The sequence below is a fragment of the Psychrobacter immobilis genome, assembly GCF_003148585.1.
Taxonomy (GTDB): Bacteria; Pseudomonadota; Gammaproteobacteria; order Pseudomonadales; family Moraxellaceae; genus Psychrobacter; species Psychrobacter immobilis.
Genome location: NZ_QGGM01000006.1, coordinates 79213 through 95791, shown reverse-complemented (window position 1 = coordinate 95791; position 16579 = coordinate 79213). Strand labels below are relative to the sequence as shown.

9 protein-coding genes are annotated in these 16579 nt (G+C 43.0%); 4 read left to right on the top strand and 5 right to left on the bottom strand.

What is annotated here, in order from left to right; translation table 11 throughout:
* Positions 1–29: 29 nt before the first annotated feature.
* The 5 genes from C8D84_RS06880 to C8D84_RS06860 form a co-directional block, all read right to left on the bottom strand.
* Complete coding sequence (locus C8D84_RS06880; protein WP_109591008.1) at positions 30–2240, bottom strand: ATP-binding protein; 2211 nt, start codon at positions 2238–2240, stop codon at positions 30–32.
* Between the two features lie 12 nt (positions 2241–2252).
* Positions 2253–3137 (bottom strand): transporter substrate-binding domain-containing protein, encoded by an 885-nt coding sequence (locus C8D84_RS06875; RefSeq protein WP_087814003.1) that lies wholly within the window; start codon positions 3135–3137, stop codon positions 2253–2255.
* 355 nt (positions 3138–3492) lie between these two features.
* Positions 3493–4752 carry a multidrug effflux MFS transporter gene (locus C8D84_RS06870; RefSeq protein WP_109591006.1) on the bottom strand — a complete coding sequence of 420 codons (1260 nt, stop codon included), beginning with the start codon at positions 4750–4752 and terminating at the stop codon, positions 3493–3495.
* 317 nt (positions 4753–5069) lie between these two features.
* Positions 5070–5882 (bottom strand): crotonase/enoyl-CoA hydratase family protein, encoded by an 813-nt coding sequence (locus C8D84_RS06865; protein ID WP_109591004.1) that lies wholly within the window; start codon positions 5880–5882, stop codon positions 5070–5072.
* A 177-nt stretch (positions 5883–6059) separates the two neighbouring features.
* The gene (locus C8D84_RS06860) at positions 6060–9608 is read right to left on the bottom strand and encodes an ATP-binding protein (protein ID WP_109591002.1); all 3549 of its coding nucleotides are present in this window, start codon (positions 9606–9608) and stop codon (positions 6060–6062) included.
* 513 nt (positions 9609–10121) lie between these two features.
* Between C8D84_RS06860 and cysM the strand changes: the two genes are divergently transcribed.
* From cysM to C8D84_RS06840, 4 genes are all read left to right on the top strand, one after another.
* The gene (cysM, locus tag C8D84_RS06855; protein ID WP_087814001.1) at positions 10122–11105 is read left to right on the top strand and encodes a cysteine synthase CysM; all 984 of its coding nucleotides are present in this window, start codon (positions 10122–10124) and stop codon (positions 11103–11105) included.
* A 47-nt stretch (positions 11106–11152) separates the two neighbouring features.
* Positions 11153–11977 carry a 3'-5' exonuclease gene (locus C8D84_RS06850; RefSeq protein ID WP_087814000.1) on the top strand — a complete coding sequence of 275 codons (825 nt, stop codon included), beginning with the start codon at positions 11153–11155 and terminating at the stop codon, positions 11975–11977.
* Positions 11978–12065: 88 nt separating this feature from the next.
* Positions 12066–13607: a 23S rRNA (uracil(1939)-C(5))-methyltransferase RlmD gene (gene rlmD, locus C8D84_RS06845; protein ID WP_109591000.1), complete on the top strand. Its 1542-nt coding sequence runs from the start codon at positions 12066–12068 to the stop codon at positions 13605–13607.
* A 383-nt stretch (positions 13608–13990) separates the two neighbouring features.
* Positions 13991–16543 carry a RelA/SpoT family protein gene (locus C8D84_RS06840; RefSeq protein ID WP_109590998.1) on the top strand — a complete coding sequence of 851 codons (2553 nt, stop codon included), beginning with the start codon at positions 13991–13993 and terminating at the stop codon, positions 16541–16543.
* Positions 16544–16579: the final 36 nt, after the last annotated feature.

Genomic DNA, 16579 nt, shown 5'->3' with positions numbered 1-16579 from the left:
ATCCTTGACAATATACCTGCTGTTTCTAATTAAGCTTTTGGTAAAGTAATAACAAACCGTGTCATCTGACCGAATTCGCTGTTTACATTAAGCTTGCCATCATAATCTTTTACTTTTGCTTTAATGATATCGAGACCGACACCGCGTCCGCCATCTTCATCTGCATGTTCTTTGGTAGAGAAACCAGAAGAAAACAGTTGTTTGAGCAGCTCGCTTTGACTGAGCTGGCTGGCTTCTTCTGTACTAAAACGACCGTCACTGCTTAACTTGGCACGAATGCTGTCATAATCAATACCTTGACCATCATCTTGCACCATTAGCATGAAATCTGAGCCGTTGTCTTTTAGTTCTAAATCAATCGTCCCAACCGCAGTCTTACCAATCGAATGACGAACACTTGGCGCTTCAATGCCATGCACCACGGCATTACGTAGTAGCTGAATGCTAATCTCTTTAATCGGCTTTACCAGATGCGCTGGTATGTCCGCTTGCATCAGCGTATTACTCTTTAGCTCTACTTGCTTACCTTGTCTTGCGGCAATATCTTTTGCAAATGCTTTATAAAAAGACAGATGATCATCAGTTGCTTCATTATCTAGGTCAATATCCTGACCAATATCAGTATCCATGCTACTGATTGAAGGATTTGATGTCTGACTGTCAGTCACTACCGTTTTTGACATACTGTTTTGAGCAATATTATCATCTAACCCATTTGCAGTTGGTGCAGTCGCTGGTGCTGAACGGTTAATACGCTCGCCCAAGGTTGCGATGGTATTTGATAGGCTTAATAAGTCATCCAAATGTACGGCCAATGGCAAGAAATCGTTACCAGATAATTGACCTTGGTTTTGCAATGCGTGCAGTTTGTCTTCCGCATCTGAGGCAATCTTGGTAAAGCTATGCAGTTTTAGCGCAGAAGCTTCACCTTTTAAGCTGTGCATTTCGCGATAGATGGCTTTTAGTTTGCCCTCAAGCTCGTATTGTGAGCTACCAGGATTTTTCAAAATATTGTTCATCTTCTCAATGTGCATCTGAGTATTATCAATAAACTCATTAATAATCTTTGGATTTACATTTAGAATAGTGGTGAGCATCTCAATCTGCATATCATTTTGCGAACGCTCTTTTTCTAGACGCTGCTCTAAATATACGGCATCCGATACATCGTTAACGTTGACCAAAATACGGGCAATGTCTTTGTTGTCATAAACACGTGAGAACTTGAAGTCTAAGAAGCGATTATTCTGTGCTTTATCACCAGCGTTGTTGTGTAGCATGACTTTGTGCAGCGGATTCAGAGAATCTACCAATTTTTCTTTAACGCGTGGATTGTAAAGCTGCTCAATAAATTGCTGTGTAGTTTTCAGATCTTTATCAGAAATACGCCCACGTAAAACGTTAGTAAAGTTCTCTCCTGACAATCTGTCCTCACCGATAATATCATTCAGTGCGCGAGAATGCTGCTGACCAATATTCAAGTCTTTATCAAGCAAGAATAGACCCGTATTTACCGTTTCCATAATTTCTTGCGTCTCGCGACGAGCAGCGAACGCTTCAGCATCGGTTTCACGTAAACGACGTACAAAGAAGAATACAAAGATTAGAAAGTAGGTAAAGATGGCGGCAACACCAAGTACCTGAATAAGACGAATGGTCGTCGCTTGGCGTTCTGCACTATTGAAAACATCTTTGGTCAAATTGTCTAACGAATCGTTAATCAATAGACTTGACGTCTTGGCTTGTTCAACGGCTTGGGTCAGATCATCTTCAGAGGAAACCATAATATTATCAGCATCTTTGAGATATGCTTGAATCTTAGGCTCTAACGCTTTCCACTGCTCATTAGCCGCGGTAATGTTTACTTGTGCGTTGCTGTCAATCTTTGGCAGATCATAAGTTTTGCCATCAACGTCAGTGATCGTTGCACCTTGCTCAATAGCAGCAATAGAGCTGGTAATCAACGCCGTATTTTCCTCCAAACGCTCCAAAACGCGCTGAATATGTGGAGAGTTCGTATCTTCTCCATAGCTATTATCTAAATCGAATAAATCTTTAATTACCGCCTGCGCGCTATTAGCGACTTGGTTGGTTTGGTCAATTAACGCGGTATTTCTTTCTAATAAGTTTGAGGTATAGAACGTAAAGGCTAACAAAGCACCGATGAGCGATAAAAATAGTGCAATTGAAATGATCAGACCTTGATAGCGCTTATTGTCAACATTGGGAGTGGTTGCCATCTTCAGAATTCCTTAGTTCAATTGCGTAGTATTAGTATCAGAATTGCTCTTATCAGCAGATGCAGGTACAGCCTCACCTAACCAGCGCTCTTCAATTTCTTGAAATGTCCCTTTTTCTTTCAATTTAGCAATACCCTCATTAACCGTATTAATCAACTGAGTATTTTCTTTTGCCATTAATACAACTTGTTGCGCTGAAGGTGCGTCTGCCGCTTCATAAGGTACAATCTTCACTTTATGTTCTGGATAACCTTTTATGATGTACTGCAGCACTGGCATGTCGTATAAGAAAACATCAGTCTTACCTTGTACTAAGTCCTGATAAGCCAAAAATGCAGTAGATCTTGAAACCAACTCAACCGAGCTACCCATCTGTTTTAGAGTATCTTCTTCTTTAGAACCTGCCAACGTGCCAGTTTTTAGACCCTTTATATCGTTTAAGCCTTTGATATCAAACTTACCTTCCAAGTACATGATGGTAGCTGGGTTAAAAAAGTAAGGCGTTGATAGACCATATCTTACCGCACGATCATCTTTATAAGAGATACCAGAAATAGCTAAATCACGTTTTCCTGACTCCACACTATCGAACATGTCTTGCCAAGTTTCTTTATAAAACTCGACTTTAAAGCCTTGCTCCTCGCCGATAGCTCTAATGGAATCAACGTCCGTGCCCTGCATATTGCCATAGTCATCTTGAAATGAGAAAGGCGGTAAATCACCCGTCATAGCGACCTTTAATGTTGGTGCCGTATCAGGCAAATTACTGACAAAATTATCTTTATTTTCTGTTACTGGCGTACCAGTCGAATTGGCATTTTCTTGAGTGGAAGAGTTACCGCAGCCAAACAGGCCAACACTCAATACAATTGGTAACACTCGATATAACTGCATCATAATTTACCCTTAAAGCTTCACGTGGTTGTACATATTAATTAATGACAATCTAGCAAGGTTAGGCAATATCTTCACAATACTTACTTACAGAAAGTTACGTTTGATAATACTTGCCTAACTTTATGATTGCAATAATTATGTTTAGTTATTACGTACAACTTGTTATATATGGCAAATAAAGGATATTAAGGGCGTACATAAGTCTACCTTTACGACTGAAAACTTGTAATATGGTCTTGTTTTATGAGCATTTTTAGGCAAAAAATAAAATAAAAAGCACAAAAAAAGCATCCTTACATAATCAATGTAAGAATGCCTTTTAAGATGCTAGTGCAAGAATTATAAAGTCTCTGGCTTACTCCGCATCGTCCAGATTTAAATTACGATCTATCTGCCAAATTAAAAAACAGCCAAGACTCATCAAAGCGAACATCGCAATACCAATTTTGAGTACAGGATTAACTGGAAATAGGTTTAATAATAATCCACCAAAGATACCGACTGAAAACATGAGCGAGCCTTGTAGCGCACTTGCCATGCCCGCTCGGCGTTTTTGAAAGGCCAGCGCAATAGCAGAAGCATTTGGCTGAGTAAGACCTAAGCCTGCGATACAGAAGAAAATACAAGCCAGTACCAGTGGAAGCCAAGCATCAGTACCCAAAAATAGACCTATTACAAATAGCACCCCTGCAGAAATAACCTGCATCATCGCACCAAAGCGCAAAATACTCAAAATACGAAAGCGATTGGTAAGCCACTGATTCAGCTGAGTCAAACCCACAAAACCAGCAGCATTCATCCCAAATAGCCAAGCGAAGTGGGTAGCGGATACCCCATAGGTATCCATAATCAGCTCAGAGGCTGAACTGATATAAACAAACATCGCCCCCATCAGCAGGCCGCCACCAATCGCTGGATAATTGAACGTCGGGTCTTTTAATAAGTCCCAGTATTGACTCAGTACCTCTCTTGCAGGACGTACATTACGATTTTCTTCCGTCAACGTTTCAAAGAAGAAAAACTTTGTGAGTAATAAATTCAACGTGCCAAAAGCAGCCAAAAACCAAAAAATAGAGTGCCAGCTAAAAAACTGTAGAAATAGCGCACCAAGCGATGGGGCTAATATCGGCGCTAAACCCATCACCAAAATCATAATAGAAAAGGCTTTTGCGGTTTGCTTAGCAGTCAATCGATCGCGAATCGCGGCACGAGTGACCACCGCGCCGACACAGGCACCAAGCGCTTGCATCGTCCGTCCAACAAACAATACATACTCGTTATTAGTAGTCGCACAAACAATGGAGGCGATGACATATAGCGTCATACCGATATATAAAGGCTTAACGCGACCAACACGATCACTAAATGGTCCATAAAATAACTGACCAAATACCAAGCCTAAAAAATAGGCAGGAACAGAATTGGCCATAAAGGCTGTGGATACGCCAAAGTCATCTGCCATCGATGGTAATGCCGGCAGATACATATCAATAGACAATGGTCCCACTGCCACGATAAGTCCAAGCATCATAATCCATGCAACAGGCAAATCAGCAGAGCGTACACGCTCAGAAGCAACGGGTCGATTGGGTAGAGAGGATTTTGGAGCAGACATATTCAGACCATTTTATATAGAGTGTATTGAATCGTTATAAAGGTTCAATACACTCTAGTGATTGTTATTGTATTATTCAGGCTTCCATTGTCTTTAATATTTAGTCTTTACTCAATACTGAAAACAAGGGTCATTGCCACCATTAGTGCACATTTGCATACAGCGGCGCAAGTGGACAGTGTTATATCGTACTATCCGCTCATATTTCAATAGAGGTATGACGTGAATAAAACAAACAATAACAACTAAAAACAATCACAATAATTTATCAAAATAGGTCTGAGCGTTAGCGTAGCGGCATAATTAGTAAAAAATATCTAGCGGAACTGGCGCTTGCCAAATGCCGTACTGGCTTGCTTGGCTTTTCTTAAAGCAAGCTTGCGATTACGACCGAGCATCATTTTAAGCTGCCATACTTTTTCTTTATATAAAGTAGTGGCTGGCTGCTGGAACATAGCATTGACCACACGCTTACTCGCCAACACCGCATCAGGAGAGCGCTCTGCAAATTCAGCAGCGAGCTTTTGCGCCTGATCAAGTGGCGTTTCATTGCAATGGCTGACAAGACCCAATGCTTTGCCCTCACTGGCAGTCACGATACGCGCACTCATGGCAAGCTCTTTTAGCACATCTTCACGTACCACGCCAAACGCCGATTGCGTCAAACCCATGTCAGGTACCAGCCCCCACTTAGCTTCCATAATAGACAGCTTGCAATCTGGATGACTGATACGCACATCGCAAGCCAGCGCTAGCTGAAGACCTGCACCAATACAATAGCCTTCTAGTACGGCAATGACCGGTACAGGCACATCGCGCCATACCAGACAAACACGCTGGAATGAACTCTGCCATGGCTTTATAAGCTCCCAAACGGCGAACGCTTGATTTTTTGGATGATTTAAATCACCCAAGTCGATGCCTGCACAAAACGTGCCTTCAGCGCCATTTAGAATCACCGCACGTATCGTTTTATCTTTACCAATGCGTTCTGCGACAGCTATCAATTCTTTCACCACTTTAAAGCTCATGGCATTTTTTTTGTGTGGGCGATTCAAGGTTACCGTAAGTATATTGTCGGTCGTACTAACTTGTAAGGTTTCATATTGGTAAGTGGCAATCGCGTTCATAACAATCCTTATTCATGAATAAAATAGAAATGGCATCTAAATATGATGCCGATATGTCTAAAGCTGATGGCAACAATATTAACAGCCTTGTTACGACGCTACCTCATCAATAACTGACTGCAAAGATTCGATTCAACCTTAATGTCATAAACCAACAGTGTCAAAAAACCAACTGTTCTAAATCATTTTCCACGTCATATCATTTTCACTCAAACGATGATAATTGAGCTGAGGATAGGCTGATAAATCCAGCGCCTGCAAGTTATTTAACGCTGTTATTAATGCGGCATAATATGGCTCAAGCATGGCAAACTGCGCAGGGGTGGTGTGTTGGACATTCAGCAGGCATTTATCTTCTAGGTCTTGACTGGCCTGACGTAATTGCGGCACCCCAGTATAACGACTGCCGCCTAAGATGCGATGGGCAATTTGCGCTAGCATACTGCGATCACGGGCGTCCCACGCTTGCGTCAACGCCTGCTTTTCATCATTAATAGTATCAAGCATCATAATGATAAGCTTGGCTGCCAAGTCGGGCTTATTCGCTGAGCGGGTCAACGCGTCTTGCCAATCTAAAATAGCAAACCCATCACCTTCGTTAGCCCCCAAAGAGTGATGGCTTAAATGGTGGTGACTGCTGTCCCAACTCTTTGTTTCTTGCGCATATGTGTGTGAATCTGTAGGCGTTGCTACTCCGTTGTGAGCACTATTTATCGGTGTTTCCGATGGCTTTAATAGTGGCGACTGTCCTTGTTTATGTAAGCGCAAGTTCTCATAGCGTGGCTGGGTGTCACGCGGTGTTTCGCGTCTATAATCCTCGCGTGGTTGGCTGTCTCGCAAGTAATTATCACGAATTTTCTTCAATGATAAAGGACGCGTTATTTTTGGCTGATTGATTGTATTAGAACCGCTATGACGGTTATTTTCATCACCTTTCACCATAGGATAGGCAATGGTTGTAGAGTCTGATGGCCACGTTGAATACGTTTCAGCCTCCCTATTCTGTAAATCAGTAGAGTGTGAGTTATCTTTTGACAAATCGATGACCTGCACATCAGTATTGTGCACATCCGTACTGTGCAGATTGGTATCAGGCAACGCTGTTAACTGCGGCATTGTCGTTGTGCGTCCAAGCCATTTTTGCAGCACTTGTAATAACTGAGGCTGGCTAATGGGTTTACCTACATAGTCATTGATGCCACTGGCGATCAGTTTGTCTCGCTCATCAGCCAAACCATGTGCAGTCAACGCAATAATCGGGATACGGCTATCATCATTTTCAATGTTGCGAATTTGTCTTGCAGCTTCATGCCCTGACATACGCGGCATTTGGATGTCCATGAATATTAGATCAATATGACCTTTATCCTGAGTAGCAACTTTATCGTCGGTATTCATCTCTTCATAAAGCGTACTATTTGATTTTTTATTCACCTCATCGCGCGTTTCAGCTTTAGAGATTTGCGTTTTATTCGACAGACTTTGCTTATCATTCTTTGTGGTTTTAAGATTTTTGGTTTGTTGTTTACTGATAATTTCTATGGCGTCAAAACCACTACTCGCTGTGATGACTTGGATGCCAAGCTCACTAAGTAATGCATCGAGCACCAACAGATTGGGCAGATGATCGTCGACTGCCAGTACCGTCACCCCTGTCCAGCGCGGTTCTTGCACGCTTTTTTTGGTACTGCGATTTTGGGTGTCGAGCATGGCATAAAGCTGTCTTTTGTCTAAAGGCTCATACAAAATATTGGCATGATAACGATTTAATAATGCTTGATCGGCAGCAACTTGATAGCCAAATACCGCAAGCTTACCTTGATAATGCAGACGAATTTGTTTGAGTAATGCCATCATATCGTCTTGGGTATCATCATCGACGATGACCCAATCCCAATAATTACCATACTCTTTTAATGACTCAAGTACGCCTGGTAAGGAATTGGCTTGGGTCAATTTAATCGGCAAATATTGCAAGCTGGCTTTGAGCACTTGGATAGAGGCGGTATGATTGATCCATACCAATACATTAAACTCATCGGTCTCACTCGCCAATGGAGCCAAGACTGGAAGCTCAATTGTCTGGCCAGTAGCGGCTTCTAACACATCGACATGTGCTGGCATCCGAAACCAAAACGTCGCGCCCTGATTGGCAATATTCTCTTGAGCATTATCATGAAAGCCAATATCACCGCCCATCAGCCGCGTTAATTGCTTGGAAATAACGAGCCCCAACCCTGTACCGCCATACTGACGAGTGATTGAAGGGTCGCCTTGACTAAAGCTTTGGAACAGCATCTTTTGATCGGCTAAAGAGATGCCCTTACCGCTGTCTTGCACACTGATCATGAGATAATTATCACGATGATCATCCAAGCTGACACGCACTACCACATCACCACTGTCGGTAAATTTAATCGCATTGCCCACGATATTGGTCAATACTTGCTTGAGGCGCAGGGCATCGCCATTGATGCGCATCGGTACATCATTATAAAACAGCACCGCCATGCGCAGACCTTTTTCTGCGGATACCGGCGAAAGCATATCGACCACGTCATAAATGGTGTCATAAAGGTCAAACTCATGACGGTCAAGTACCAGCTTGCCCGCTTCAATTTTGGAGAAATCCAAAACATCGTTAACCAAGGCAAGCAAGTGTGCTGATGACTTACGTATGGTTTGCACGTACAAATCTTGTTCAGGATTCAATTCGCCATGCCTTGCTAGCAAATTAATAAAGCCATCGATACTGTTTAATGGCGTGCGCAGCTCGTGGCTAATATTGGCCAAAAACGCCGATTTTGCTTGGCTGGTTGAAATTGCCGCATCACGTGCATTACGAATAGAGATGTTTTGCATTTCCATCTCATCAAACGCGAGGCGCAAATCATCCTCAGTTTGCTCGGCATGGTCTTTTAATTCCTGAAAGCTTCTATGCAAACGGCGCAAAGTTTTGACCAAGTCTTGCTGCAATAAGTTCAGCTCACCATCTGACTCAACGGGAATAGGCTGATACAAATTGTCGACATGGGTACGCTGCAACTGCAAACGTAGCTCATAAATTGGTGCTATCCAGCGCTTTGAATAAATATTTAAACTCAGCAATAAAATCAAAATGGTGAACAAGCCAGTAATCACTAACGCCATGGCGATACGGTAGCGGGCGATATAGAGTGGTTCATTGTCCATATCGACGAGCAGCCACAGCTTTTGTCCTTCAAACTCCCCTAACACACTGCCATAAGCGGTTCCAATAGGTGTTGGTTGCTGCGATAAAAAATTCTCTTTTGTCTCTATTACAGGCCATGCTTCGTTCAGTCCATAGCCGACTGCGGCGAGCACTTGATTGCTTTCATTGATGATCGCAATACGCTGTACATGTTGCTCGGACTGCATACGACCCAGTTTATCTTGTATTTCCTCAAGCTTCGTGATGGTCGTTTGAGTGGCATCATTTGCTCTGACTTCGCCATCCGCATTGGGTTCGCCGTCTGCTTGCTGGCGCTCTTGCGCTAACAGCTCAGGGATTAGCTCTGCAATCGCTGGGGTATAACGAATCAGCACCGCCTCCGCCAATACTTCTTGTTCGGAATTGCTGGCACGCATGGTCTCATAAAAGACCAAAATACCGCCCACCGCTGCCAAGATACAAATGGGTAGAAACACCAATATAATCAACTGGCCATACGCACTGCTAGTATCAAAACGTTTTTTGTATGCCATGCTAGCTTTACTCTCTACAGAAAATTGCACTATGAATCAATAGCGGCGGTAAGCGGTGTTAGCCAATCATAATTTTTTTAGGGGCTGTGCTCATTTCAAAGCTATTCTCATTTCAAAGCTATCGTCATTTTAAAAATAATAACTGCCTACCCATGATAAAATTTAATGGTTCTTGTTATTGCCGTACCTATATATTGCCATAACTATAACGCATTTCATCGATCATGGTGAGTGGCTATGACGCAAAGGCATTTTAACTGTCCAGCCCTTTTTAAACACCACTCATTTACCAAAATCTCTTGATGCCTTCAGCGTAGCCAAAAACAAAATGATATAATGACGCAACTTTTCATTTATTGCTATTTGGTTAAAGCGACAGAAATGTCATTAACAATCAAATCACTCACTTCACTCAATAGCAGCCGTATCAAGATATTTATTCAAAAATCAAAATGATAATTAAAAAATAAACGGTAATTAAAAATCAATTTTAAAAATTAACAAGGATACTTTATGTCCGCAACGGCTATCTCCAACTCTAATTTCATTACTCAAGTCACCAAACTTGCTGATTGTGTCGGTCAGACGCCATTGGTTAAATTGCAGCGCTTACCTGAGCAAGAGCAGCTGACCAATGGTGCTGCGTTACTGGCCAAGCTTGAAGGTAACAATCCAGCGGGGTCTGTTAAAGATCGTCCTGCGTTTAATATGATTTATCAAGCAGAACAGCGCGGTGACATCAAAGCGGGCGACATGCTGATTGAAGCCACGAGTGGCAATACGGGTATCGCTTTAGCCATGGTCGCCGCGATGCGTGGCTATCCGATAACGCTACTGATGCCAACCAATTCAACTCAAGAGCGCAAAGATGCCATGATTGCGTATGGTGCGACGTTAATCGAGGTGGATGAAGGCATGGAAGCCGCACGCGATTTGGCGCTGCAAATGCAAGCAGATGGCAAAGGCATCGTATTGGATCAGTTTAATAACCCTGATAACAGTCAAGCCCATTACCTGACCACAGGGCCTGAACTGTGGGCGCAAACGGCAGGGAAAATCACTCATTTTATTAGCTCAATGGGCACCACTGGTACTATTACCGGTGTATCGCAATACCTCAAAGAACAAAATCCAGATATCAAAATCATCGGACTACAACCTGATGAAGAAGCTTCGATTGCTGGTATTCGCCGCTGGCCTGCAGCTTACATGCCGGGTATCTTTAACGCAGATTTGGTTGATGAAATCATGGATGTGGATCAGCGTATCGCAGAAGTTTATATGCGCAAACTGGCCAAAACCGAAGGTATTTTCGCGGGCGTTTCATCAGGTGCTGCAGCATGGGCTGCCGTACAAGTCGCTAAAGAAAACCCTGATGCCGTCATCGCCTTTATTGTCTGTGATCGCGGCGATCGTTATTTGTCGACGGGTTTATACAATATTCACGACGACAATATTGACGCCAGCAATGTCGATAACAATATAGAAGTTAATTAACGCACAGACAACGCTGCTAAGTTTAGTTGATTCAATCAGGATTTCTTATGTCACAAGCTCTACCATCCGACCCTATATTGGTCTTTGATATCGAAACTGTCGCTGATACCGATGCGGCGCGCCGTATCTATCCGCAATTGGCAGAGTTGAATGATGCAGATGCGTTGAGCGCACTCACAGCGCTTCGAATACAAGAAGCTGGGCATGATTTTATGCGCTTGCCACTGCAGCGTATCGTCTGTATCTCAGCGTTATATATCAAAGATGGCAAGTTTTCGTTGTTCTCATTGACCGCTGATAAATTCAGTGAAAAAGATATTCTTGCCAAATTTTTTCGGGCATTTAGTGACCTTGAAAAACTGCCTCAGCTTATTAGTTGGAATGGCTCAGGTTTTGATATCCCTGTACTGATATATCGGGCTATGCAATACGATTTATCAGCGCCATGGTTATTTGAAGAAGGCGAGCGCATCAAAAATATGCGCTTTGATAATTACGTCAATCGCTTCCACACGCGTCACCTTGATTTGATGGACAGATTTAGCCAGTATGGTGCCAGCCGCCGCGAAGCCATGGATATTGTCGCAAGCTTATATGGTCTACCGGGTAAAACAGCTGTCGACGGTAGTATGGTTGGTGAGCTTGTCAATAACGATGACTGGCAAACGCTGTCTATTTATTGCGAGTCTGACGTCATGAATACATGGCTAATCTATTTGCGCTGGTTGCGTTTAACTGGACAATTATCCTCACAAGATTTTGACGCTTGGCAGCAGCAGAGCTATGACTATTTAGTAAAATATACCCAAGCGGATGGTCATGCTCGCCATCAAGACTTCATCGCTGATTGGTCATCTGCGCCCACATCATAACAAATGAAGTTATATGAAGGCGCGTTATAAGACATCGCGTTTATCCTCATTTTTTTAATTATTTATCATTTATTATTAAGGCAGGTTTATGCAACCCACCGATTCAAAAACGTCTACAACCTCTGATGTTACGCCAGCAACGAGCGAGACCCAAACGATTACTATTCCGCCTAATAAGAAAAAATCTAAACCCTCATCAAAGACACGCCGCCGTCTAAAGGATGCAGAACCTCTGCCCTTCACCATTGATGGTTTGTCGCATGATGGTCGCGGCGTTGCCGTTTATGGTAATGGTTTTGGTATAGACGATGGCCATATCGAAGACAAACATGGCAAAAAAATCTTTGTAAGCTTTGCATTGCCAGGTGAAAGTGCCTTGGTCAAAATAACCAATAGCCGTGCCAGCTTTGAAGAAGGCGAGGCTGTCAGTATTACTGCCAATCCAAATTCTGAACGTGCCGTACCGCCCTGCCCACATTTTGGGGTGTGTGGTGGCTGTAATTTGCAACACTGGCAGCCAGACGGTCAAATCAACTTTAAGCAATCTGTACTGGCTGAAATGCTGATACACCAAGCCAATGTCACGCCTGATAACTGGCTCGCTCCAGTGGTTGGTGATCGTCTTGGTTATCGTACCAAAGCACGATTGGGTGTGCGTTATGTCACCAAAAAAGAAACCGCGCTTGTCGGTTTTCGTGAGCGCTCAAGTAACTTTTTGGCAGAATTAAATGAGTGTCATATTTTAGATCCAAGAATTGGTTTTGAGATTGAAAACTTAAAAACACTGATTAGTACGCTAGAGAGTCGTAATAAGATTGCTCAGCTTGAGTTGGCCATGGGTGAGGAAATGCCTGAGCTGCCAGATGGCAATCAGCCCGTTGCCCTTATCGTACGCAACTTGGAGCCGTTATCAGACGCTGATATAGAAAAGTTAAAAGTGTTTTTTGCCGAACGCAACTGGCAGCTATACTTGCAGTCTAAAGGTGCGGACAGTATCCAGCGTATTGCATTGACTGCAGATGATGACATGAGCCAGCAATTTGGTCGTTTGTATTACCAATTGCCAGAATACGATTTGACTTTCGAGTTTATCCCGACAGATTTTACCCAAGTGAACCTGTCCGTTAATCGTCAAATGACCAAGCTTGCTTGCGATTTGTTAGACTTAAAAGCAGGTGAACGCGTACTTGATTTATTCAGTGGTCTAGGCAACTTTAGCTTGCCACTTGCGCGCCTCGTTGGTGAGACAGGTTCTGTGGTTGGTGTTGAAGGCAGCGAAGCGATGACCGCACGTGCAGCCGATAACGCACGTCGTAATGGCATCAATAATACAGAATTTTATAGCCAAGATTTGACGCAAGACTGTACTGATAAACCTTGGGCAAATCAGGGCTTTGATGCGCTATTGATCGACCCGCCGCGTTCTGGTGCTTGGGAAATTATGCAGTACTTGCCGAAATTTAACGCTGAGCGAATCGTTTATGTCTCTTGCAACCCTGCAACCCTCGCCCGTGATACAAAAGCATTGTTAGAGCAAGGCTATCGTCTGACTCATGCTGGCGTAATGGACATGTTCTGTCATACCGGTCATGTTGAGTCCATCGCTCGTTTTGAAAAAGTAGCGGTGTAATTCAATTTACGGTTAAGTGAGCGGTTCAGAGCGTTAAATAGCCATACTGCATGTCACTGAGCTTGATTCAAAATTTGAGTCAAGCGGTGGCAAAAAATGATGGTTATTTATCCTGATTAACCGCAGACATTACATAGCCTCGCTTGATTTGTCTCTTTAAAGTGAGATAATAGTAAACAATATTCCTAGGCTGGTTTTTTCCATTCTTGTGAACGTTTGCACTCATAGCTTTATATATTTTACGCGCATTTTATGACTGCTAAAAAACAGATTTTTTAGCAGTTATATTGGTTTATAGCTGATACTTTATGAATCGTAAGTTCAACGTGTGTGCATAGTAGATGAGGTTATAATCAATTCAAAATAGCTAAGAGGAGTCGGCTATGGTAAAAATTCGTGAAGGATTACCGCTGGTGGATGGACAGACCACCCAAGCCGATAGTGCAGCACTTGCCGCTCAACTGGTCGCGAGCCAACGCTCGCACCAGTCTGCCAATAGCTATGCCCAAATCCCCCTCGATATCAAATACCAGCTGTCCACTCATAAGCTACACACCACTTTTGATCGCTCAGCACTACATGCCTTTCATAGTCATGATCCAAAGCTTGAAAACGAATATTCTGATAACCCGCTTTTAGATAAAAATAATGCTCTCTCAGATAAAGAGCTGGAAGCAATTGATTTAGATCAAGTCAATATTGATGTTCCTACTTGGTTAGACAACGTCGCCAAACGTATCGGACAAGCGTCTGTTCCTCACTTGAGTGCTGCTTGTGAATTTATTCGTAGTCATATGAATACCAGCGAATCTGAGCGTTCAGGTGCTTATGTCACGGGTATTGGCATGACAGACATATTGACCTATCTCTACCAAGACGAAGACGCTCTTGTGGCTGCAATGCTCTATCGCAGTGCACGAAAATCAATCATAAGCCTCGCTGATATCGAGAAAAAATTCGGCGTAGACATATCAACTTTAGTCAAAGATACCTTGGCAATGGGTAAGCTGTCTGAGATTATTGAAAGCAATAAGCGTCTAGAAGATCACTTCGTAAACAATCAGCGCGACCAGCTATCTAATATTTATAGCATGCTAATTTCCGTCACCAATGATGTACGCGTCGTGCTTATCAAATTGGCTGAGCGTACTTTCGCCATGCGCGAATTGACCTTTTCTAATGAAGAGCGACAGAATCGTGTGGCGCGTGAAGTTATGACTATTTATGCACCACTGGCGCATCGCTTGGGCATCGCGCAACTTAAATGGGAGCTAGAAGACTTAGCCTTTCGCTACCTTGCGCCTGAACGCTATAAAGAGATTGCCAAACTGCTCTCCGAAAAACGCAGCGAACGCGAGTCCTATATTCAGCGCGTACAAGATAAGCTCAATGAAGCACTAGCAGAGGCTAATATCGAAGGTGAAGTCTCTGGACGTGTCAAGCATATCTACTCTATCTACCGAAAAATGAAGCTCAAAGGCTTATCGTTTGATCAGCTTTATGACATTCGTGCGCTGCGAGTATTGGTCACCAACCCGTCAGACTGTTACCACGTGCTTGGATTGGTACATGGCTTGTGGCGATATATTCCAGAACAATTCGATGACTATATTACCAACCCCAAGTCCAATGGTTATCGCTCACTACATACGGCAGTCATTGCTGAAAACAAGTCACTGGAAGTGCAAATTCGTACTCATGAAATGCACTTCGAAGCTGAGCTTGGTATGTGTGCTCATGTTAACTACAAAGAAGGTCTAAAGAATAAAAAAGACAATTATCTTAATCAAAGAATCAGCTCGCTGCGCCAATTGTTATCTATCAATAATGAAACTCGTAACCAACCGCGCTCATCTTTACTAACAGGTGAAGAAATAGAGGGCATGGAATTTGACGAAGAAGAGCAACTCGTTGATTTTGACGAGCTCGAACGCATTTATATCTTTAGCCGTGATGGTGACATTACTGAACTGCCAAAAGGGGCGACCGTTCTTGATTTTGCTTATTATGTACATACACAAGTTGGTAATCGTGCCCAAGCTGCGCGAGTCAATCAGCGCTATGTACCATTAACCTATCAACTCAAAACGGGTGAACAAGTTGAAATAATCACCAAAGCATCACGTGAGCCCAACCGTGATTGGCTAGTTGCTTCACTTGGATACATTCATACCAACCGCGCACGTTCAAAATTGCGTCAATGGTTCAATAAGCAAGACCGTGATAAGAACATTGAAATTGGTCGTCAAATGCTCAGTAAAGAGCTTGAGCGATTATCGGTACATCCCAATAGTATCGATTTAAACGACTATATTCAGCATTTCCATGTTAATACGACTGATGATATTATCGTTGGATTGGTCACAGGCGACATTGGTCTCAACCAACTCACCAGCCACATCTCTCGTCAGCTACATCTAGAACCTGAAAGACCGCCAGAAAATTTTGCGCCAAGTATAGATGCTAGAGAGGCAGGAAAAATCGATGCTTATAAAATTCGTATCGATGGGCTGGATAATATAGAAATCAATCTAGCAGGCTGTTGCCACCCTGTTCATGGCGAGCCAATTGCTGGTTACATCACCTTATCACGAGGTGTCAGTGTCCATAATCGTGGTTGCCCTGAATATTCGCGCTTGATTGAACGCGATCCTGAGCGCGAAATAGAGGCTTCGTGGCGGGTACAAGCTGGTCGTTATCAACCCGTTGATATTCACGTAGAAGCCTATGATAGGCGTGGACTGTTGCGTGATTTGACGCAAATTATTGATAAAGAAAATGTCAATATTCGTCAAGTTGAGACGCTCAGTAATGATGATAACATTGCCTTTTTGAAATTTCATATTGAAGTCTCAGGATTGGCGCACCTATCTAAGCTTTTGGCGAAACTAGAGCAACAGCATGGTATTTTGCATGCTCGCCGCGCCGTCGCTTAGATATAAAATCACAAAGTACGTCCATTGAATCATAAG

Excerpts from the sequence above, each read along its gene's own strand:
- cysM (WP_087814001.1), top strand. The coding sequence starts at position 10,122 with ATGTCCGCAACGGCTATCTCCAACTCTAATTTCATTACTCAAGTCACC.
- C8D84_RS06865 (WP_109591004.1), bottom strand. The coding sequence starts at position 5,882 with ATGAACGCGATTGCCACTTACCAATATGAAACCTTACAAGTTAGTACG.
- C8D84_RS06850 (WP_087814000.1), top strand. The coding sequence starts at position 11,153 with ATGTCACAAGCTCTACCATCCGACCCTATATTGGTCTTTGATATCGAA.
- C8D84_RS06875 (WP_087814003.1), bottom strand. The coding sequence starts at position 3,137 with ATGATGCAGTTATATCGAGTGTTACCAATTGTATTGAGTGTTGGCCTG.
- C8D84_RS06880 (WP_109591008.1), bottom strand. The coding sequence starts at position 2,240 with ATGGCAACCACTCCCAATGTTGACAATAAGCGCTATCAAGGTCTGATC.
- C8D84_RS06870 (WP_109591006.1), bottom strand. The coding sequence starts at position 4,752 with ATGTCTGCTCCAAAATCCTCTCTACCCAATCGACCCGTTGCTTCTGAG.
- C8D84_RS06840 (WP_109590998.1), top strand. The coding sequence starts at position 13,991 with ATGGTAAAAATTCGTGAAGGATTACCGCTGGTGGATGGACAGACCACC.
- rlmD (WP_109591000.1), top strand. The coding sequence starts at position 12,066 with ATGCAACCCACCGATTCAAAAACGTCTACAACCTCTGATGTTACGCCA.
- C8D84_RS06860 (WP_109591002.1), bottom strand. The coding sequence starts at position 9,608 with ATGGCATACAAAAAACGTTTTGATACTAGCAGTGCGTATGGCCAGTTG.